This window comes from Pseudomonas oryzihabitans, from assembly GCF_006384975.1.
Taxonomy (GTDB): Bacteria; Pseudomonadota; Gammaproteobacteria; order Pseudomonadales; family Pseudomonadaceae; genus Chryseomonas; species Chryseomonas psychrotolerans_B.
In genome coordinates this window covers 4428210-4448868 of sequence record NZ_CP021645.1, presented here as the reverse complement: position 1 = coordinate 4448868, position 20659 = coordinate 4428210, and the positions used below count along the sequence as shown (strand labels likewise).

General features: G+C 65.9%; 21 protein-coding genes. 14 read left to right on the top strand and 7 right to left on the bottom strand.

From position 1 onward, the window contains the following. Positions 1–53: 53 nt before the first annotated feature. The 4 genes from CCZ28_RS20015 to pilG form a co-directional block, all read right to left on the bottom strand. Entirely contained in the window at positions 54–2084 is a 2031-nt protein-coding gene (locus tag CCZ28_RS20015) for a methyl-accepting chemotaxis protein (protein WP_140220547.1), read from the bottom strand. 161 nt (positions 2085–2245) lie between these two features. Next, the gene (locus tag CCZ28_RS20010) at positions 2246–2782 is read right to left on the bottom strand and encodes a chemotaxis protein CheW (RefSeq protein WP_058762975.1); all 537 of its coding nucleotides are present in this window, start codon (positions 2780–2782) and stop codon (positions 2246–2248) included. A gap of 49 nt (positions 2783–2831) precedes the next feature. After that, positions 2832–3197 carry a twitching motility response regulator PilH gene (gene pilH, locus CCZ28_RS20005; RefSeq protein ID WP_007161680.1) on the bottom strand — a complete coding sequence of 122 codons (366 nt, stop codon included), beginning with the start codon at positions 3195–3197 and terminating at the stop codon, positions 2832–2834. A gap of 40 nt (positions 3198–3237) precedes the next feature. Next, the gene (gene pilG / locus CCZ28_RS20000; RefSeq protein WP_007161679.1) at positions 3238–3645 is read right to left on the bottom strand and encodes a twitching motility response regulator PilG; all 408 of its coding nucleotides are present in this window, start codon (positions 3643–3645) and stop codon (positions 3238–3240) included. A 222-nt stretch (positions 3646–3867) separates the two neighbouring features. Here pilG and gshB point away from each other — a divergent pair, with 222 nt between their 5' ends. The 7 genes from gshB to CCZ28_RS19965 all read left to right on the top strand — a co-directional run bounded on the left by gshB (position 3868) and on the right by CCZ28_RS19965 (position 9674). Then, entirely contained in the window at positions 3868–4818 is a 951-nt protein-coding gene (gene gshB / locus CCZ28_RS19995) for a glutathione synthase (RefSeq protein WP_140220546.1), read from the top strand. A 103-nt stretch (positions 4819–4921) separates the two neighbouring features. Continuing rightward, positions 4922–5800 carry an energy transducer TonB gene (locus tag CCZ28_RS19990; protein WP_140220545.1) on the top strand — a complete coding sequence of 293 codons (879 nt, stop codon included), beginning with the start codon at positions 4922–4924 and terminating at the stop codon, positions 5798–5800. Positions 5801–5855: 55 nt separating this feature from the next. Next, positions 5856–6425, top strand: coding sequence for a YqgE/AlgH family protein (locus CCZ28_RS19985; RefSeq protein ID WP_140220544.1), 570 nt, complete (start codon positions 5856–5858; stop codon positions 6423–6425). Further along, positions 6422–6874: a Holliday junction resolvase RuvX gene (ruvX, locus tag CCZ28_RS19980; protein ID WP_140220543.1), complete on the top strand. Its 453-nt coding sequence runs from the start codon at positions 6422–6424 to the stop codon at positions 6872–6874. Before CCZ28_RS19985 ends, ruvX begins: the two co-directional genes overlap by 4 nt. Before the next feature lie 2 nt (positions 6875–6876). Beyond that, positions 6877–7386 carry a bifunctional pyr operon transcriptional regulator/uracil phosphoribosyltransferase PyrR gene (gene pyrR / locus CCZ28_RS19975; RefSeq protein ID WP_140220542.1) on the top strand — a complete coding sequence of 170 codons (510 nt, stop codon included), beginning with the start codon at positions 6877–6879 and terminating at the stop codon, positions 7384–7386. Between the two features lie 15 nt (positions 7387–7401). Then, the gene (locus CCZ28_RS19970) at positions 7402–8400 is read left to right on the top strand and encodes an aspartate carbamoyltransferase catalytic subunit (protein ID WP_058762969.1); all 999 of its coding nucleotides are present in this window, start codon (positions 7402–7404) and stop codon (positions 8398–8400) included. Continuing rightward, positions 8397–9674, top strand: coding sequence for a dihydroorotase (locus CCZ28_RS19965; RefSeq protein WP_140220541.1), 1278 nt, complete (start codon positions 8397–8399; stop codon positions 9672–9674). Before CCZ28_RS19970 ends, CCZ28_RS19965 begins: the two co-directional genes overlap by 4 nt. 48 nt (positions 9675–9722) lie before the next feature. Here CCZ28_RS19965 and CCZ28_RS19960 read toward each other — a convergent pair whose 3' ends face one another. Then, positions 9723–10127, bottom strand: a complete 405-nt coding sequence (locus CCZ28_RS19960) for an NINE protein (protein ID WP_140220540.1) — start codon at positions 10125–10127, stop codon at positions 9723–9725. Between the two features lie 226 nt (positions 10128–10353). Between CCZ28_RS19960 and CCZ28_RS19955 the strand changes: the two genes are divergently transcribed. The 3 genes from CCZ28_RS19955 to CCZ28_RS19945 all read left to right on the top strand — a co-directional run bounded on the left by CCZ28_RS19955 (position 10354) and on the right by CCZ28_RS19945 (position 13911). Further along, positions 10354–11121, top strand: coding sequence for a C40 family peptidase (locus tag CCZ28_RS19955; protein WP_140220539.1), 768 nt, complete (start codon positions 10354–10356; stop codon positions 11119–11121). Positions 11122–11253: 132 nt separating this feature from the next. After that, entirely contained in the window at positions 11254–12465 is a 1212-nt protein-coding gene (locus tag CCZ28_RS19950) for a putative DNA modification/repair radical SAM protein (protein ID WP_140220538.1), read from the top strand. Then, the gene (locus CCZ28_RS19945; RefSeq protein ID WP_140220537.1) at positions 12466–13911 is read left to right on the top strand and encodes a UdgX family uracil-DNA binding protein; all 1446 of its coding nucleotides are present in this window, start codon (positions 12466–12468) and stop codon (positions 13909–13911) included. On the opposite strand, the gene CCZ28_RS19940 is transcribed toward CCZ28_RS19945, so the two are convergent. Both CCZ28_RS19940 and pilT read right to left on the bottom strand, forming a co-directional pair. Next, the gene (locus tag CCZ28_RS19940) at positions 13908–15050 is read right to left on the bottom strand and encodes a PilT/PilU family type 4a pilus ATPase (RefSeq protein WP_140220536.1); all 1143 of its coding nucleotides are present in this window, start codon (positions 15048–15050) and stop codon (positions 13908–13910) included. The genes CCZ28_RS19945 and CCZ28_RS19940 overlap by 4 nt on opposite strands. Further along, complete coding sequence (pilT, locus tag CCZ28_RS19935) at positions 15050–16084, bottom strand: type IV pilus twitching motility protein PilT (protein WP_140220535.1); 1035 nt, start codon at positions 16082–16084, stop codon at positions 15050–15052. Before pilT ends, CCZ28_RS19940 begins: the two co-directional genes overlap by 1 nt. Before the next feature lie 126 nt (positions 16085–16210). Between pilT and CCZ28_RS19930 the strand changes: the two genes are divergently transcribed. The 4 genes from CCZ28_RS19930 to CCZ28_RS19915 all read left to right on the top strand — a co-directional run bounded on the left by CCZ28_RS19930 (position 16211) and on the right by CCZ28_RS19915 (position 20430). Beyond that, a complete protein-coding gene (locus tag CCZ28_RS19930; RefSeq protein WP_140220534.1) occupies positions 16211–16909 on the top strand; it encodes a YggS family pyridoxal phosphate-dependent enzyme in 699 nt (232 codons plus the stop codon). A gap of 9 nt (positions 16910–16918) precedes the next feature. Next, positions 16919–17737, top strand: coding sequence for a pyrroline-5-carboxylate reductase (gene proC, locus CCZ28_RS19925; RefSeq protein ID WP_140220533.1), 819 nt, complete (start codon positions 16919–16921; stop codon positions 17735–17737). A gap of 9 nt (positions 17738–17746) precedes the next feature. Continuing rightward, entirely contained in the window at positions 17747–18340 is a 594-nt protein-coding gene (locus CCZ28_RS19920; RefSeq protein WP_140220532.1) for a YggT family protein, read from the top strand. Between the two features lie 131 nt (positions 18341–18471). Further along, complete coding sequence (locus CCZ28_RS19915; protein WP_140220531.1) at positions 18472–20430, top strand: dynamin family protein; 1959 nt, start codon at positions 18472–18474, stop codon at positions 20428–20430. The last annotated feature ends 229 nt before the right edge of the window (positions 20431–20659 follow it).

The following is a 20659-nucleotide window of genomic DNA, read 5'->3' as shown; positions in this document are numbered from 1 at the left end:
TCGACTCCCTTTCCACGTCTCCCCCTCGCCACGCACCGCTGTGGCTGATGCGTTCAGCCCAGCGGCTGCTCGTTCGGCAGATTGAAACCCGATACCGAACGCCGCATCTCGCTCGCCAGCTTGGCCAGCTCGCCGATGCTGCGCGCCGTAGCGGTGGTACCGGCCGAGGTCTGCGAGGTGATCTCCTGAATGACGTTCATGGTGCTGGAGATGTGGCTGGCGGACGAGGATTGCTGCCGGGCGGCATTGGAGATGTTCTGGATCAGGCCGGCCAGGATCTGGGACACCTTCTCGATCTCCTCCAGCGCAACCCCGGCGTCCTGTGCCAAAGCGGCACCGCGCACCACTTCCGAAGTGGTCTGCTCCATGGAGATGACCGCCTCGTTGGTATCGGTCTGGATCGCCTTGACCAGGGCTTCGATCTGCTTGGTGGCGCCCGAAGAGCGTTCGGCCAGTCGCTGCACCTCGTCGGCGACCACGGCGAAACCACGGCCAGCGTCACCGGCCATGGAGGCCTGGATCGCCGCGTTGAGTGCCAGGATGTTGGTCTGATCGGCGATGTCGTTGATCAGGCCGACGATGTCGCCGATCTCCTGGGAGGACTCACCCAGTCGCTTGATCCGCTTGGCGGTGTCCTGGATCTGCTCGCGGATGTTGTCCATGCCGATGATGGTGTTGTGCACCACCTGGTTGCCCTTGTTGGCGATGGCCACGGAGCGCTCCGCCACCGCGGTGGATTCGGAGGCGTTGGTGGACACCTGGTCGATGGACACCGCCATCTCGTTGATCGCCGCGGAAGCCCCGGCGATCTCCTGGGCCTGGTGCTCCGAGGCCTCGGCCAGCACGGTCGCGGTGTCCTGGGATTCCTGGGCGGCGGCGGCCACCTGCACGGCGGTCTGGTTGATGGTTTCCACCAGTTCGCGCAGTTGGTCGATGGAGTAGTTGATGGAGTCGGCGATGGCGCCGGTGAAGTCCTCGGTCACCGTGGCCTGCACGGTCAGGTCACCATCGGCCAGGTCGGCGATTTCGTCCAGCAAGCGCAGAATGGCGGTCTGGTTGCGCTGGTTCTTCTCGTCGGTCTCGGCCAGGCGCCGGCGGGTGTCGCGCACCAGGATATAGCCGATGCACAGAATGGCGCCGAGGGCGATGAACACCAGCAGATAGCTGCCCACGGTATTGATCTTGCGGCTCTGGGCCAGGGCGGCGTAGCCGGCGTTCAGCTCGGATACGGAACCGAGCAACGCCTGGGAGCCGGTGTAGATCTGGCCCACGGCAGAGCGGATCTGCAGCAGCTCGGGCGAGGTGGCCAGGATCTCGTCGACGTTACCGGAGACGAATTCGAATAGCTTGTTGGCCTCGTTCAGCCGCCCGACCGCCTCGGGGTCGGTGACCTTGGCGATACCCATGGAGGCATTGCCGTCACGCATGGCCTTCAGTACCCGGCCGAACAGGCTGGCATCGCGGCCGAAGCTGTCGGCGGCCTGCACCGCGGCCTCGTCGCCGGTGAGGATTTTGTTGATGGAACCCAGGATACGCTCGGCGAGCAGCGATTGGCGCTGAGCGACCACTACCTGACTGGCAGGCGCACCCCGCTCGATCAGGATGTCGACGATTTCTTCGTTCTCGACCTGTAGCTGGGGAATGGTATCGGCCAGGGCGCTGGCGAGCTGGTGCAGCGACAGCACCGTCTGCTCGCTTTTCAGCATGGTATCGACCTGGCTACGCAAGGTACTCCATTGCCCTTCCACGGTGTCCATACGGGCGCCGAGCAAGGCTGGCGACGGCGGCAGCCCCGTTTGCGGATCGCCGTTACGCAGAATGTTCCAGCGCCGCTCGAACTCGGCCCGGGCCACGCGCAGGTCCTTGAAGGCATCGGCCTTGCCGGTCGAGGCCTCGCTGGCGCTCTTGGCGAGCTGCTGCGAAAGAATCCGCAGCTCGGTCGCCTGGGCCTGGTATTGGCTGTCGTAGCCGGCCTGGGTGCTGAGGTAGGCGAAGTTGGCGAACAGCAGCACGATCGCGACGATCAGCACCACGAACATGCCCGCGACCCACGCGTTGAGTTTCCCGGTATTGAGTTTGTTCATCAGCGGCCCCCGCCTGGACCTTGGTTCCTTTAGTTCTATCCTTGTCGGCCGACGCGCTGCTTCGTTCGAAACCAGTCTGCGCCGTCCTACCCCCATCCGTCGGTGACGGTTCCTGCCATCCCGATGCCGATCCTACCGAGGTCGTGGTGAAGCCCTGGGCCTCACGCTGCAACGTCCATGAATTCGGGATGCGCAACCAGGGCGCGCGGGCTGCACACGAGCCATGGCACGTCGCGCTGGAAGATGCCTTCCAGAAAGAATTGCAGGCCCGGCGGCACGCTGTCGTCGTGCTCGCGATAGGCTCCGATGTCGAAATGCTGCATGCCCAGGACTTCGTCAACCGCCAATCCGACGAAGAGATCGCCATGATCGACGATCAGGATGCGCCGTTGCTTGCGCAACGCCTGGATCTTCACCCCCAGGAACTGACCGAGATCGGCTATCGGCAGCAGACGACCGCGCACATTGGCCACGCCCTTGAGCCAGGGCTTCACCCCGGGCAGCGCCGTGAAACGCGGCTCCGGCAGGATTTCGCTGACTTCTCCCATGGGAATCACGAAGCGTAATTCACCCAGCCGAAAGCCGATGCCACTCCAGGTCTGCTGGTTTTCCTGCTGCGCCGGCAAACCCGCTGCGCGCTCGCGGCAACGTAGATCGATCAGGCGCAGGAGTTCATAGGGGGTGGTGGCGTCGCTCATAGGATTCCCTGCCCATCAGGGCGCAGCCGCGGAAAACGGACGTAAGACGTCAGCCCTGCAATACACCGGCCAGGGTGCGCAGCAATGTATCTTCGTCGATCGGCTTGGTCAGGTAATCCTTGGCGCCCTGGCGCTTGCCCCAGACCTTGTCGGTTTCCTGGTCCTTGGTGGTGACGATGACCACCGGGATGTGGCTGGTCTCGGCATCCTTGGTCAACTGACGGGTGGCCTGGAAGCCATTGAGACCCGGCATGACGATATCCATCAGCACCGCATCCGGTTTCTCCTGCCGCGCCAGGGCGACCCCATCCGCGCCGTTCTCGGCCTTGAGTACCTGATGGCCATGCTTTTCGAGCATGGCGGTGAGCTTGTACATCTCGGTGGGAGAGTCGTCGACGATCAGAATTCGAGCCATGAAAATTTCCTACTAGATTGAATCACCCGTCCCAGGGCACTCAGGACGCTTGTTCGAGCGGTGTGAAGCTGGGGACGTGGGTCTTGATCGCACCGATCAGCTCTTCTTTGCTGAAGGGTTTGGTGAGGTACTGGTCAGAGCCGACGATGCGACCCTTGGCCTTGTCGAAGAGGCCGTCACGCGATGACAGCATGATGACGGGTGTCGCGCGGAAGGCGCTGTTGTTCTTGATCAGCGCGCAGGTCTGATAGCCATCCAGTCGCGGCATCATGATGTCCACGAAGATGATGTGCGGATGACTGTCGGCGATTTTGGCGAGGGCATCGAAGCCATCGATGGCGGTGATGACCTCGCAGCCAACTTTCTTGAGCAAGGTCTCGGCGGTGCGACGAATCGTCTTCGAATCGTCAATCACCATGACCTTGAGCCCTTCCGAATACTGTTCCATGTTCAAGCTACCGGCTCATCGTCGATGAAACGTGAATAATGTCGATCAGAGGGCACCGTGGCGGCGCCTCTTTGTAGCACACAATACCGTGACCTACCACGCAGATCCCCTGGTCGCGGACCATCGGCCCGCAGCCTGCGACGATCGCGCGAGCATTGGCACTCAAGGGGATCCAGAGGCTATCCTGGCGCCTTGCCCACGTATAGCCGAGGTCTAGCGCCAATGAGTATCCGCCTGGGGATCGTCATGGATCCCATCGAACGCATCTCCTACAAGAAGGATAGCTCCATGGCCATGCTGTGGGCGGCCAAGGCACGCGGCTGGACACTACATTATTTCGAAATGCAGGACTTGTACCAGGTCGACGGGGAAGCCCGTGGTAGAGGCCGGCAGCTGGACGTGTTCCAGGACCCGGAGCGCTGGTTCGCCTTCGGTGAGAGCGTCGATCTGCCGCTGCGTGAACTGGACGTGATCCTGATGCGCAAGGACCCGCCCTTCGACAACGAATTCGTCTACGCCACCTATCTGCTGGAGCAGGCCGAGCGGGGTGGCACCCTGGTGGTCAACCGCCCCGCTAGCCTGCGCGACTGCAACGAGAAATTCTTCGCCACCCTGTTCCCCGAACTGTCCCCGCCGACGCTGGTGAGTCGTCGCGCCGACATCATTCGCGAATTCGCCCGCGCGCACGGCGACGTCATCCTCAAGCCGCTCGACGGCATGGGCGGCAGCTCGGTGTTCCGTCATCGCGAAGGCGACCCCAATCTCTCGGTCATCCTGGAAACCCTCACGGCGCACGGCACCCAGCAGATCATCGCCCAGCGCTACCTGCCGGGCATCAAGGACGGCGACAAGCGCATCCTGATGGTCGATGGCGAGCCGGTGGAATATTGCCTGGCACGGATTCCGGCGCAGGGCGAGACGCGCGGCAACCTGGCCGCCGGTGGGCGGGGCGTGGCCCAGCCGCTGTCGGCGCGGGATCGCGAGATCGCGGCCACGGTGGGGCCGGAGCTGCGCAAGCGTGGCCTGCTGTTCGTCGGCCTCGACGTGATCGGCGAGCACCTGACCGAGATCAACGTCACCAGCCCGACCTGCATCCGCGAGATCGATGCGGCCTACGACACCCGGATCGCCGAGCGACTGATGGATGTGATCGCGCAGAAACGCGCGGGCTGAAGCGGCCGTCCATGCCGCCCCGAGCGGCATGGACAATCGCTGACACAATCCGCAGACTGACGCCAGCCCTGCCGCGCGTCCTCTGCCCTTGTCGACCCAGTCAATGCCCAGCACCGCCCCCTCTCGCAATGCCCAGGTTCGCTCCGCCGACCGCCTGGGCTTCACGCTGTTCATCGCGACCCTGCTGCACGTCGTGCTGATCCTGGGCGTCGGCTTTGCGCTGCCCGAACCCACCCAGATCAGCCGTACCCTGGAAGTGACACTGGCCAGCTTCAAGAGCGACGAAGCCCCCAAGCAGGCGGATTTCCTGGCCCAGGAAAACCAACAGGGCAGCGGCACCCTGGACAAGGCAGCCGCGCCGAGCACGCCGGTGCAGGCGCCGTTTCACGACAGCGAGATCCGTGAGGCCGCGCCACCCGCCCGCCAGGCCGCCACGGATCGGACCCAGGCGCCCAAGGCGGCGGTGACCACCCGCGCCGCGCGCCCGACCAAGGCCGAGCCCAGCCGCGAGACACCCGAGCAAGAGCAGCGCGACGCACCGAGCCCCGAGGCCGACAGCCAGGCCGCCGAACTCGCCAGCCTCGAAGCCCAGCTCGCCGAGGAGCGCCAGCAGTACGCCAAACGCCCGAAGATCTGGCGCATCAACGCCGCCTCGACGCAAAAGGACAAGGGCGCCCGCTACAAGGAGGAATGGCGGCGCAAGATCGAGCGGATCGGCAACCTCAACTATCCCGAGCAGGCCAAGCGTGATCGGCTCTATGGCAGCCTGCGACTGTTGGTGGCGATCAACAAGGATGGTTCGCTCTACGAGGTGCAGGTACTGGAGTCCTCGGGGCGTCCGATCCTGGACCAGGCGGCGCTACGCATCGTCCGGTTGGCGGCGCCCTTCGCGCCCTTCAGTGGCGATCTCGCCGACATCGACCGGCTGGAGATCATCCGTACCTGGCGCTTCGAGCGTGGCGACCGCCTGTCCAGTCAATAGCCGCGCATGTCGTTGTACTTGAAGCCGGGCCGCGCAACCGGGAAACTTGCCGGTCATGAAGCCGACCCCCAGCACCACCCTACAGCACCAACTCCTGATCGCCATGCCGCAGATGGACGATCCCCATTTCGCCGAGACGGTGATCTACCTCGTCGACCACGGTCCGGACGGCGCCATGGGCCTGGTGATCAACCGCCCCAACGGCCTGCACCTGGACGACCTGCTCGAACAGCTCAGGCCCGAGGTACCGGCCACCCTGGAAGATACTCAGCTAGCGCTCTATTCGGGCGGCCCGGTGCAGAACGACCGCGGCTTCGTGCTGCACGATGCCGGCCCGACGTTCCAGAACACCCTGGAACTCGAGGAGCTGAGCCTGACCACCTCGCCGGACGTGCTGTTCGCCATCTCCGACGGCAGTGGCCCGGCGCGACACCTGATCACCCTGGGCTACAGCGGCTGGGGCCCCGGCCAGCTGGAGGAAGAGCTGGCTGCCAATCTCTGGCTCACCACGCCGGCGACCACCGCCCTACTATTCGAGACACCGACCGAGCAGCGCCTGGGCGCCGCCGCTGCCCTGCTGGGCATCGACCTGCGCCTGCTCTCGCGCCAGGCGGGCCACGCATGAGCACGCCCACGGGGCTCTACCTGGGTTTCGATTACGGCACCCGGCAGATCGGCGTTGCCATCGGCCAGGCCGTCACCGGCCAGGCCCGCGAACTGCTGACCCTCAAGGCGCAGAACGGCGTGCCGGACTGGCAGCAGATCCAGCGCCTGCTGGACGAATGGCGCCCCACCGCCCTGGTGGTCGGCCTGCCACTGAACATGGATGGCACCCCCAGCGAGATGAGCGAACGCGCCGAGCGCTTCGCCCGTCGGCTGCACGGGCGTTTCGCCCTGCCCGTGCACACCCATGACGAACGCCTCACCACCTACGCCGCCAAGGGCGAACGCCTGCAGGGCGGCCAACGCGATGGCTATCGCGAACGCCCGGTGGATGCCCTCGCCGCCGCCCTCCTGCTGGAAGGCTGGCTGACCCAACAACTGGAACGGGCCGCGCGCCCGCAATCGGAGTAGCCATGCACCTGCCCACCCCCGCCGAGCTCCTGCCGCGGCTGGCCGCGGACCTGCGCCTGTCGCTGGATCGTCGCGGCATCACCGATCCCAGCTTCATCGGCATCCATACCGGCGGCCTGTGGGTCGCCGAGGCGTTGTTGGCCGAACTCGGCCTGGATACCCCGCTGGGCAGCCTGGACGTGTCCTTTTACCGCGATGACTTCACCCAGAAGGGCCTGCATCCCCAGGTACGCCCCTCGGCGCTGCCCTTCGAGATCGACGGCCGGCACCTGGTGCTGGTGGACGATGTGCTGATGAGCGGGCGCACCGTGCGCGCGGCGCTCAACGAACTCTTCGACTATGGCCGTCCCGCCAGTGTGACCCTGGTCTGCCTGCTCGACGTCAATGCCCGCGAATTGCCGATCCAGCCCGACGTGGTGGGCGCCACCCTGACCCTCGCCCGCACCCAACGCGTCAAGCTGACCGGCCCCGTTCCGCTCGCCCTCGAATACCGCGACGTCCCCGCCGCCTGACCTGGATTCGCTGCCATGACCGACGCTACGCGTTCGCTGCAACTCAATGCTCAGGGCCAATTGCGCCATTTCCTGTCACTCGATGACCTGCCCGCCGAACTCTTGACCGAATTGCTCGATACCGCCGACTCCTTCCTCGAAGTCGGTGCCCGGGCGGTGAAGAAGGTGCCGCTGCTGCGCGGCAAGACGGTGTGCAACGTCTTCTTCGAGAACTCGACCCGTACCCGTACCACCTTCGAACTGGCCGCCAAGCGGCTGTCGGCGGACGTCATCACCCTCAACGTCTCCACCTCCTCCACCAGCAAGGGCGAGACGCTGTTCGACACCCTGCGCAACCTGGAGGCCATGGCCGCCGACATGTTCGTGGTGCGCCACGCCGACTCCGGTGCCGCCCACTTCATCGCCGAGCACGTCTGCCCCGACGTCGCCATCATCAACGGTGGCGACGGTCGCCATGCCCATCCTACCCAGGGCATGCTCGACATGCTGACCATCCGCCGGCACAAGGGCGACTTCGCCAACCTGTCGGTGGCCATCGTCGGCGACATCCTGCACTCGCGAGTCGCCCGTTCCGACATGCTGGCGCTGCGCACCCTGGGCTGCCGCGACATCCGCGTCATCGCCCCGCGTACCCTGCTGCCGGTCGGCCTCGAAGAACTCTATGGCGTACGCACCTACACCGACCTGGCCGACGGCCTGGAAGGCGTCGACGTGGTGATCATGCTGCGCCTGCAGCGCGAGCGCATGCAGGGTGGCCTCTTGCCCAGCGAGGGCGAGTACTACCGGCTGTTCGGCCTGACCCGCCAGCGCCTGGCGCGGGCGCGACCGGACGCCATCGTCATGCACCCCGGCCCGATCAACCGTGGCGTGGAGATCGAGTCCGCGGTCGCCGACGGCGAGCAATCGGTCATCTTGAACCAGGTCACCTACGGCATCGCGGTCCGCATGGCGGTGCTGTCGATGGCCATGAGCGGGCAGACGGCCCAGCGTCAGCTACAGGAGAATGCGCAGTGAGCCTGAGCATCCGCAATGCCCGGGTGATCGACCCGGCCACCGGCCTCGATCAGGTCAGCGACGTCCATATCGACGAGGGGCGCATCCTGGCGCTGGGTGAAGCACCCAAGGGCTTCCAGGCCGCCGAGCAGCTGGAGGCCCGCGGTCTGATCCTGGCCCCAGGCCTGGTCGACCTGGACGTCGCCCTGTGCGAACCGGGCCTGACCCGCAAGGGCAACGTCGACAGCGAGACCCGCGCCGCTGCGGCCGGTGGCGTCACCAGCCTGTGCTGCCCGCCGACCACTCGCCCGGTGCTGGATACCACGGCGGTGGCCGAACTCATCCTCGACCGTGCCCGCACGGCCGATCACGTCCGGGTCCATCCCGTCGGCGCCCTGACCAAGGGGCTGGGCGGCGAGCAGCTGTCCGAACTGATGGCGCTGCGTGACGCCGGCTGCGTCGCCTTCACCAATGGCCTGCAGCCATTCGAGAACCTGCGGGTACAACGGCGGGCCCTGGAGTATGCGGCGACCTTCGACCTGACCGTGATCTTCACCGCCCTGGACGCCGATCTGGCCGAAGGCGGCCTCGCCCACGAGGGCCCTACCGCCAGCTTCCTCGGCCTCACCGGCATCCCGGAGACAGCCGAAACCATCGCCCTGTCCCGGGACCTGCTGCTGGTGGAACAGAGCGGCGTACGAGCCCACTTCGCTCAACTGACTAGTGCCCGCGCCGTGGAGATGATCGCCGCTGCCCAGGCCCGTGGCCTGCCGGTGACCGCCGACGTGGCGCTCTACCAGCTGCTGCTCACCGATGAGGCGCTGCAGGGCTTTTCCAGCCTCTATCACGTCAAGCCGCCGCTACGCACCGCGCGCGACCGCGACGCCCTGCGCGAAGGGGTGCGTGACGGCGTGATCGGCGCCATCTCCAGCCATCACCAGCCCCACGAGGCGGACGCCAAGCTGGCACCCTTCGCCGCCACCGAGCCGGGCATCAGCAGCGTCGAATTGCTGCTACCACTGGCCCTGAGCCTGGTGGCTGACGGCCTGCTGGACCTGCCGACCCTGCTGGCGCGCCTGACCACCGGTCCGGCTCGCGCGCTGCGCCTGCCCTTCGGCCGCCTGGCCAAGGGCCAGCCGGCCGACCTGGTGCTGTTCTCCCAGGAGGCGACCCGGCAGGCAGACACGCCGTGGCTCTCGCGCGGACGCAATTGCCCCTTCCAGGGCCTGACGCTACCGGGGCGCGTCGAGCGCACCCTGGTGGGCGGTCGCGCGACCTACCGGCGCGATGCATGAAAAAAGGGGCTCCACGGAGCCCCTTCTGCTTTTGCCGAACAGTCTGCTCTAGCGCACCAGCCGCCGCCGATTCTCTTCGGAGATCTGCGAGTTCAGCGTCCAGAAGTCATAGAGCACACCCAGCAGGAAGAAACCCGCCGTAAAGAAATAGAGGACCGCGGTGATCCACTTGCCCAGGTAAAGGCGATGGGCACCGAAGACGCCGAGGAAGGTCAGCAGAATCCAGCCCAGGCTGTAGTCGATCGATCCCGCCTGGAAGCGCAGGTCCGCTTCGCGATCCATGGCCGGAATCAGGAACAGGTCGATCAGCCAGCCGATGCCCAGCAGGCCGAGGGTACAGAACCAGATAGTGCCGGTGACCGGCTTGCCATAGTAGAAGCGATGAGCGCCGAGAAAACCGAAGATCCACAACAGATAGCCCATGACCTTGCTGTGGGTGTCCTGATACCTCATGCCTACTACCTCGCTGAATGCTGACAGGATGCCTATACCTACACCCTTACCTTCACCATGATTTTCTGTCGAAAACTGGATGAATGCCCAGGGAGTCTCACTGGTTGGCGCTCTAAGGACCTCACTTTCCGCTAAAAATTACATAATTTCTTGATGAGAGGTGCACAAAATATCCACAGGGTTGGTATAGAATCCCTCGCTTCGATCTTCAGACACCCCTACGACAATGCGTCTATTTCTTCTGACATGGCTCTCCGCCTGTCTTGCGCTGCCAGTGGCCGCGCAAGCGAAAGAGAACTCTGCAGCGCGCACTGCCGCTCCGGTCCATAAGGTCGCAGCACGGCATGTTACCGCCGCTCCACATCACAAGCTTGCAGCCCGGCACGTCGCCGTCGCTACAACTCACAAGACCGCAGCCCGGCATGTTGCCGCTGCGGACAGCCATACCCAAGCCGCCTCCAATGCTCGCGCCAAGCGCGCGGCGCGGGCCACCAGTGCCCTGCACCGTAAGCAGGCCACCGCCCAGGCGGCGACGCGTAGCGTTGGCGCCCAGGTCGCTACCCGCGCCATGGACCTGGTTGGGACGCCCTACCGCTTCGGCGGTAACAGTCCAAAGAACGGGCTGGATTGCAGCGGCCTGGTCAATTACGTCTATCGTGACGTGCACAACGTCAAGCTGCCGCGGACCTCGCGTGAGCTGGCCCAGCTCAAGGGCCCCAAGGTCGCGCGCAGCGATCTCAAGGCCGGTGACCTGGTGTTCTTCAAGACCGGTCAGCGTAGCGGCATCGACCACGTGGCCATCTACCTGGGCAACGATAGATTCGTCCATGCCCCGCGCAGTGGCGAGAGCGTCCGGGTCGACCACCTGAGCAAGCCGTACTGGAACAAGAGATTCGCCTCGGCCAAGCGGGTGCTGCAACAACCCACCACCCTGGCCGCGGAAAGCTCCCCCGTTGCCGACAAGCCGCGTACCAAGCGTACCCGCAAGTCCTGATCCCGCCCCTCGCTCCGCCGGGCCCCTGCCGCCCGGCGGACTGTCGCTCCACTCGGCGCCGCCCGGCGCAAAGCCATTGAACGACGCTCCGCTTCCTGGATACTGTATGCAATCACAGTCCAGGAGATCTCGATGGAGCTCGCCGACAAGCTGATCATTCTCGCCGACGCCGCCAAGTACGACGTGTCCTGCGCCAGCAGCGGCGCGCCCAAGCGCAGTTCGAAAGGCAAGGACGGCCTGGGCTCGACCGATGGCATGGGCATTTGCCACAGCTTCACGCCCGATGGCCGCTGTGTGGCACTGCTCAAGGTGCTGCTGACCAACTTCTGCCAGTACGACTGCCAGTACTGCGTCAATCGTCGCAGCAGCAACGTACCGCGGGCGCGCTTCACGCCCGAGGAAGTGGTGCAGCTGACCCTCGACTTCTACCGCCGCAACGTCATCAGCGGGCTATTTCTCAGCTCCGGCATCATCCGTTCCTCCAACTACACCATGGAGCAGATGACCCGGGTGGCCCAGCTGTTGCGCGAGCAGCACCAGTTCCGCGGCTACATCCACCTCAAGACCATTCCCGACGCCGATCCCGAGATCATCGCCCAGGCCGGTCTCTATGCCGATCGCCTGTCGGTGAACATCGAGCTGCCCACCGAAAGCAGCCTGGTCAAGCTGGCGCCGGAAAAGAACGGCAGCAGCATCCGCAAGACCATGGGCAACATCCGCCTGGGCCTGGAAGAGGCCGAGGCCGAAGCCAAGGCACCGCGCTTCGCCCCGGCCGGGCAGAGCACCCAGATGATCGTCGGCGCCGACGCCACCGACGACCGCACCATCCTCGATACCGCCCAGACGCTCTATGGCGCCTATCGCCTGAAGCGGGTCTATTACTCGGCCTTCAGCCCCATCCCGGAAAGCCCGGGCTCCGTACCGCTGCAACCACCGCCGCTGCTGCGCGAGCACCGGCTGTACCAGGCCGACTTCCTCATGCGCGGCTATGGCTTCCAGGCGGCGGAACTCCCCACCGAAGACGGCCAGCTGCCGCTGGACGTGGACCCCAAGCTGGCCTGGGCGCTGCACAATCGCGCCATCTTCCCGCTGGACCTGAATCGCGCCGACCAGGCGCTGATCGCCCGGGTACCCGGCATCGGCGTGCTCTCGGCCAAGCGGCTGGTGGAGCTCAGACGCGAGCGACGCATCCGCTACGCCGACCTGATCCGCCTGAAATGCAGCGTGGAAAAGGCGCGCCCCTTCATCGTCACCCAGGACTATCGCCCGCAACCGCGCCTGGCCGAGTCCCTGGACCTGCGCCGGCAGCTCGCCGAACCGCCCGCCCAGCTCGCCCTGCTCTAGATGCAGAGAGTCGATTTCGACGGCACCTTCGCCGGCTGGCGCAAGGAGGCGCGGCGGCTGTTGCAGGCCGGTATCCCGCCGGCCCAGGTGAGCTGGCAGGAGAGTCGCGGCCTGGGCGATCTGTTCGACGAACCGGCCGAAGTCGTGGCGCCCCCGCCCAGCGGCGCCATACGCATCCCGCCGCAACTGGCCGAAGCCCTGACCTACGCCGCCTGCTTTCGCAGCGACGATCGCTGGGCGCTGCTTTACCAGGTGCTCTGGCGCGTCGCCCGCGGCGAACGGGCAGCCATGCTGGCCGGTGACGAGGACGGCAGCGAATTGCAGCGCCGGGTCAAGGCGATCCGCCGCGAGATCCACCATGTGCACGCCTTCCTCAGATTTCGTCCGCGTGCGGAAAGTGCCGGCCCGCCGGCCTGGGTAGCCTGGCACCAGCCGGCCCACGATGTATTGGCCCTGGCGGCGCCGCACTTCTGCGACCGCATGGGCAACAGCAGCTGGCTGATCGCCACGCCCGAAGCCGCCGCGCTCTGGGACGGCCAGGCGCTCAATATCGTGCAGCCCTGCCCCGCCGACCTGCAGCAGCTGGCTCGCCAAACGCCGGAGGATGACGACCGCAACGCCGGCGACGAACTCTGGCGCGCCTATTACCGCAGCACCTTCAATCCGGCACGGGCCAATCCGCGGACTCTGAGAGGCAACATGCCGGCACGCTTCTGGAAGGATCTGCCGGAAGGTCCACTGATCCCGGCGCTGCTCAGCGAAGCCCGCGCGGGCGCCCAGCGCCTGGCTCAGGCCGAAGCCGTTGGCCGCCAGGCCGGTCGCGAGGTGCTGATCGCCGCCGAACGCGCCCAGCCGGAGCGACCGCTGCCCACTACCCTCGACGAGTGTCGCCGCTGCGACCTCTGGGAAAAGGCCACCCAGCCGGTGGCCGGCGAAGGTCCACGTACGGCGCGCATCCTGCTATTGGGCGAACAGCCTGGCGATCAGGAAGACCTGGCGGGTCGCCCCTTCGTCGGCCCAGCCGGCCAGGTGCTGATGGCGGCGCTCGCCGAGGCGGGACTCGGCCGTGACGAGGTATTCCTCACCAATGCGGTCAAGCACTTCAAATGGATTCCCCAGGGACTCAGACGCAAGCACGTCACCCCGGGCCCGGAGATCGCGCCCTGCCGCTACTGGCTGGAGCAGGAACTGCGCGATATCCAGCCGACAGTGGTGGTCGCGCTCGGCTCGACGGCGCTGGAAGCCCTGCTCCGGCGCAAGCCAAGAGGCCTGGCGCAATTCATGGGCCGGCCGCTGCGCCTGGACGAGCGCTGGATCATCGCCACCTATCACCCCTCCTACATCCTGCGCACTCCGGATGCCCGACAGCAGGAGCAGGCGCGCCAGGCCCTGGTCGCCGCTCTGCGCGAGGCCAGGACGCTGGCAGCCACCGCTGGTGAAAGTTAGCGGAAACGCTTGGGCGGCTCGTCGCCCATGTCCACCGTCAACGTACGGGTAACCTGGTTGAGGTGATCGGCATCCGTCTCCGAGCCGAGCTTGATCATCAGCCGCAGGTCGTTGGCGGAATCGGCATGGGCCAGGGCGGCCTCGTAGCTGATCTCGCCTTCGCTATAGAGGCCATAGAGCGACTGGTCGAAGGTCTGCATACCCAGCTCGACGGACTTCTTCATCAGGGCCTTGAGTTCGTGCACCTCGCCCTTGCGAATCAGATCGGCGGCCAGCGGGGTGTTGAGCAGCACCTCGATCACCGCGCGGCGGCCCTGACCGTCGGTGGTGGGGACCAGTTGCTGGGCGACGATGCCTTTGAGATTGAGCGAGAGGTCCATCCAGATCTGGCTGTGCCGATCCGCCGGAAAAAAGTGGATGATGCGATCCAACGCCTGGTTGGCGTTGTTGGCGTGCAGGGTCGCCAGGCACAGGTGGCCGGTCTCGGCGAAGGCCAGGGCGTGCTCCATGGTATCGCGGCTGCGGATCTCACCGATCATGATGACGTCCGGCGCCTGGCGCAGGGTGTTCTTCAGCGCCACCTCGAAGGATTCGGTGTCGATACCCACCTCGCGCTGGGTGACGATGCAGCCCTGGTGCTGGTGGATGTACTCGATGGGGTCTTCGATGGAAATGATGTGGCCGGCCGAGTTCTTGTTGCGATGGCCGATCATGGCCGCCAGCGAGGTAGACTTGCCGGTGCCGGTGGCGCCGACGAAGATCACCAGGCCGCGCTTGGTCATGGCCAGCTTCTTGATGATCTCCGGCAGCCGCAACTGCTCGACGGTGGGAATGTTGACCTCGATGCGCCGCAGCACCATGCCCACCAGGTTGCGCTGGTAGAAGGCGCTGACCCGGAAGCGGCCGATGCCGCGGGCGCTGAGGGCGAAGTTGCACTCGCGCTTCTGCTGGAATTCCTGGCGCTGCTCGTCGGTCATCACCCCCAGCACGATGGCCCGGCACTGGTCCGGCGACAGCGAGTCCTTGGTGACCGGCGTCATGCGGCCGTTGATCTTCATCGAGGGCGGTACACCGGTGGTGATGAAGAGGTCGGACGCCCCCTTGTCCACCATCAGTTGCAGGAATCTGTCGAACTCCATCAGAAATTCTCCGGCGTCTTGGCCTTCTCGCGCGCCGCGTCGCGGCTGATCAAGCCCTTGGACAGCAAGGCCTTGAGGCACATGTCCAGGGTCTGCATGCCCAGGCCACCACCGGTCTGGATCGCCGAATACATCTGCGCCACCTTGTCTTCGCGGATCAGGTTACGGATGGCCGGGGTGCCGATCATGATCTCGTGGGCCGCTACCCGGCCGCCGCCGACCTTCTTGAGCAGGGTCTGGGAGACCACCGCCTGCAGGGATTCCGACAACATGGAGCGCACCATGGCTTTCTCTTCCGCCGGAAAGACGTCCACCACCCGATCGATGGTCTTGGCCGCCGAGGTGGTGTGCAGGGTGCCGAACACCAGGTGCCCGGTCTCGGCCGCGGTCAGTGCCAGGCGGATGGTCTCCAGATCGCGCAGTTCGCCCACCAGGATGATGTCCGGGTCTTCGCGCAGCGCCGAGCGCAGGGCTTCGGAAAAGCCCAGGGTGTCGCGGTGCACCTCGCGCTGGTTGACCAGGCACTTCTTGGATTCGTGGACGAATTCGATGGGGTCTTCGATAGTGAGGATGTGGTGGTACTTGGTGTTATTGAGGTAGTCGAGCATGGCCGCCAGGGTGGTGGACTTGCCCGAGCCGGTCGGCCCGGTCACCAGCACCAGGCCACGGGGGACGTCGGTGATCTTCTTGAACACCTCGCCCATGCCCAACTCCTCCATGCTCAGCACCTTGGAGGGAATGGTGCGGAACACCGCGCCGGCGCCGCGATTCTGGTTGAAGGCGTTGACCCGGAAGCGCGCCACGCCCGGCACCTCGAAGGAGAAGTCGGTCTCCAGGAATTCCTCGAAGTCCTTGCGCTGCTTGTCGTTCATGATGTCATAGATCAGCGCGTGCACCTGCTTGTGCTCGAAGGCCGGCAGGTTGATGCGGCGCACGTCGCCATCGACGCGGATCATCGGCGGCAGGCCGGCGGAGAGGTGCAGGTCGGAGGCGCCTTGCCGCGCGGAAAAGGCCAGCAATTCGGTGATATCCATGGGACTCCCAGATGTCGAGCAAGCAGGTAGAATGCCGCGCAGCATTGGCGGTCTGACCTGGTTACCGCCACTTATTCATCCGGTACGCCAAGGCCTGCCGGATGCGCCGACGCAAGCAGGGGCTGAATGTCCACGATAGCCGAGAATAGCGCAACCGTACTCGAACGCATCGCCGCCGCCAGCCGGACGGCAGGCCGCGATCCCGCGACTGTCGGCCTCCTGGCCGTGAGCAAGACCAAGCCAGCCGCGGCCTTGCGCGAGGCGGCCGCCGCCGGGCTGCGCGACTTCGGCGAGAACTATCTGCAAGAGGCGCTGGACAAGCAGGCGACGCTGGCCGACCTGCCGCTGGTGTGGCATTTCATCGGCCCCATCCAGTCCAACAAGACCCGCGCCATCGCCAGCCATTTCGACTGGGTGCACTCGGTGGATCGCCTGAAGATCGCTCAGCGCCTGGCCGAACAGCGCCCCGCCGAGCGTGGGCCGCTGAACATCTGCCTGCAGGTCAACGTCAGCGGCGAGGCCAGCAAGTCCGGCTGCCACCCCGACGAGTTGCCGGCCCTGGCCACCGCCGTGAGCCAGTTGCCCAACCTGCGCCTGCGTGGCCTGATGGCCATCCCCGAACCCACCGACGACCCGGCCAGCCAGCGCGCCGCCTTCGCCCGCCTGCGGGCCTTGAGCGAAGCGCTGAACCTGGATCTGGACACCCTGTCCATGGGCATGAGCCAGGACCTGGAAGCCGCCATCGCCGAGGGCGCCACCTGGGTCCGCATCGGTACCGCTCTCTTTGGCGCCCGCGACTATGGCGCCGCCGCCTCTTCAACCTAGGAAGTCTCGATGAACGACACCCGCATCGCCTTCATCGGTGCCGGCAACATGGCCGGCGCCATCATCGGCGGGCTGCTCGCCCAGGGCGTACCGGCCCAGCAGCTCAGCGCCAGCAATCGCAATCCGGCCAAGCGCGAGGCGCTGGCCCAGGCGCATGGCATCCGGGTCGAAGCCAGCAATGTCGCCGTCCTGGATAACGCCGACGTGGTGGTGCTGGGCGTGAAGCCCCAGGTGATGGGCGAGGTCTGCCAGGAACTGGCGCCGCACCTGCGTCCGGACCAGTTGATCGTCTCGGTCGCTGCCGGCATCACCTGCGCCAGCCTGACGCGCTGGCTGGGGGAGCGCCCCCTGGTGCGCTGCATGCCCAACGTGCCCTCGCAACTGCGCCTGGGTGCCAGCGGCCTGTTCGCCAACGCGCAGGTCAACGACCAACAGCGCGCCCGTGCCCAGGAGATCCTCGCCGCGGTCGGCCTGGCGCTCTGGGTCGACGAAGAACAGCAGCTGGATGCGGTCACCGCCGTCTCCGGCAGCGGTCCGGCCTATTTCTTCCTGCTGATGGAAGCCATGACCCAGGCCGGCATCAAGCTGGGCCTGCCGGCCGAAGTCGCCGAGCAACTGACCCTGCACACCGCCCGCGGCGCCGCCGCCATGGCCTGCCAGGGCGATCGCACCCCCGAACAACTGCGCCGCTCGGTGATGTCCCCCAAGGGCACCACCGAGCGCGCCATCGAAACCTTCCAAGCCGGGGCCTTTGAAGACCTGGTCGAGGAAGCCCTCACTGCCGCGGCCGACCGGGCCGCGGAACTGGCCCAGTTGCCGGATCGATAAGGAGTATCCATGTCCGCTCTCGCGCAAGCTCTCGTCTACGTCATCCAGACCCTCGGCAGCCTCTACTTGCTGATCATCCTGCTGCGCTTCATCCTGCAGCTGGTCCGCGCCGACTTCTACAATCCGCTCTCGCAATTCACCGTGCGCGCCACCCAGCCGCTGCTCAAGCCGGTGCGGCGCATCATTCCCGGCTTCGGCGGCGTCGATCTGGCGGCGCTGGTGCTGGCCGTCCTGGTCCAGCTGGCGCTGATGATGATCGTGGTGGTCCTGCTCGGCGCCAGCATCGCCGGCCTGTTCCCCGCCCTGCTGATCTGGGCCCTGCTGGGCGTGGCCTCGCTGTTCCTCAAGGTGTTCTTCTTCGCCCTGATCATCAGCGTCATCCTCTCCTGGGTAGCGCCCCAGACCCACAACCCCGCCGCCGAACTGGTCAACCAGATCTGCGAGCCGCTGCTGGCGCCCTTCCGCCGCCTGCTGCCCAGCCTCGGTGGCCTGGACCTGTCGCCGATCTTCGCCTTCATCGTGATCAATCTGCTGGATCGCTTCGTCATCGGCCAATTGGCCGCGGCCACCGGCATGCCGCAGATCCTCGCGCCCTTCCTCTGATATCCGATCATTAGCACCACTCGCCCCTCGGTCACGACCGCCCGCCGCGCCGTGACCGAGGTGGCATTGACCTCCTCTGGATGCTGGGGCAACGTCCTGCCTTTAGCTGTTCAGGTCAAGGAAGTCCACCTATGGAACGCCTGTTCCGCCACGTCGATGCCTATGCCGCGTGGAAAGCCGAGCTCGATACCCAATTGGGCCGCTACCGCGACTGGTTGCAGCGTAACCGTCTCGCCTCCCCAGCCCTGGACGCCGCCCTGGCCAGTTGCCAGAGCGAGTTGCAGGCCGACGGCATCACCCTGGCCTTCGCCGGCGAGTTCTCCCGTGGCAAGACCGAGCTGATCAACGCCCTCTTCTTCGCCGACTACGGCCAGCGCATGCTGCCGTCCCAGGCCGGGCGCACCACCATGTGCCCCACCGAGATCTTCTTCGACGCTCAGGCCGACGGCCCCTACCTGCAGTTGCTGCCCATCGACAGTCGGCTGGACGACCGCAGCCTGGTCGCCTGGCGCAAGACACCGGAGGCCTGGCAACGCCTGCCCCTCGATGAACGGCAACCGGATGCCATGGCCACGCTGCTGGCCAAGGTCACCGAAACCCGCGACGTCGAACCGGCTTTCGCCACGCAACTGGGCTTCGATCCTGCGCAATTGGAGCAGACCGGGGAGGCCGGTCTGGTCAGCGTCCCGGCCTGGCGCCATGCGCTGATCAGCATCGACCACCCCCTGCTGCGCCAGGGCCTGCGCATCCTCGACACTCCCGGCCTCAACGCCCTGGGCGCCGAGCCCGAGTTGACCCTGTCGCTGCTGCCCCATGCCCAGGCCGTGCTCTTTCTCATCGGCGCCGATACCGGGGTGACCGCCTCGGACCTAGCGCTCTGGGAGCAATGCGTCAAGCCAGCGCTGGGCGACAGCTCCGAGCGGCTGTTCGCGGTGATGAACAAGATCGACAGCCTCTGGGACGACCTCGGCGGTAGCGCCCACGTCGCCCAATCCCTGGAAAACGTCCGCCAGGCCAGCGCCCGCCAGCTGGCACTGCCGGCCGAGCATATCCTGCCGCTGTCCGCCAAACAGGCGCTGCTGGGCAAGGTGCGCGGCGATCTGGAATTGCTGGCGCGCAGCCAGTTGGACAGCCTGGAGCACCTGCTCGCCGACCGCATTGTCGGGTCGCGCGAACGACTGCTGCAACAGCGCATCGTGCAGCAGGCCAGCAGCCTGCTGGGCGCCAGTCAGACGCTCATCGAACAGCGCCTGGAGGCCATCCGCGGCCAGTACGAGCAATTGGCCGAGGAGGAAATGCCCGGCGCCGGTCTCGAACTGCAGACCGCCCGCACGCGTCAGGAATACGATCAGTACCACCGCCGCCTGCTGGACCTGCGCACCACCCAGAACATGCTGGCCGGCCAGCGCAAGCTGCTCGTCGACCTGGTCGCTCCGCAACGCCTGGACAGCCACCTGGAAACCGCCCGCCGCGAATTTCGTACCAGCCTCACCACAATTGGCATCAATCAGTCCATCGCGCAGTTCTTCCGCATGGTCGAGCACGACCTGCTGGCCCTGGACAACGAGGCCGATCGCGCCAACAAGGTGCTAAGCGCCGTCTACCAGCGGCACAATGCCGAGAATCCCCTGCATCCGCTGGAGGCGCCGCGCCTGCGCATTCGCCCCTATGTGCGCGAGTTGCGCCAGTTGCAGCTCAAGACCGAGGAAGTGCAGCGCCAGGTCAAGACCCTGCTCACCGAGCAGAGCGCCCTGGCCCGCCGCTTCTTCGCCACCGTCGCCCAGGAAGTCCAGGCCCTGCAGGAAGGCGCCCATGCCCAGGTGCTGCGCTGGAACGACGGCGCCCTGACCCCGCTGGTCCAGCACACCCGCGAGCAGAAGCAGTTGCTGGAAACCAGCATGCTGGCGCTCAAGCAACTCACCCAGCAGAACCTCAACAGTCAGGAGCAGGTGCGCCGCCTGCAGGTGCACGAGGAAGTGCTGCACAAGCAGCTCAGCGAAGTCAGCGACATGCTCAAGCAGATCGCGCGCCCAGCCCCCTCCCAGCGCCATGACAACGTGGTGCCCCTACCCCTCGCGCGGGTGAGCTGAGCCTAGGTTCTATACGAAAAATACCTGCGCTCGGTGATGCTTCGTTGAAAAAGGCTTCGGAATGCTCATTTACCACGCGTAAACTCCGCTTCCTCAGCCTTTTTCGCCTCGCCTGACCTTCGCTCGGCGATTTTTCGTACAGAACCTGGCGCGCGGCGGCGCCGGCGCGCCTGCCCTTGCCGCTCCTCGCGGTGCTCTTTAGACTGGCGAGCCCCGCACCGGACGAGCC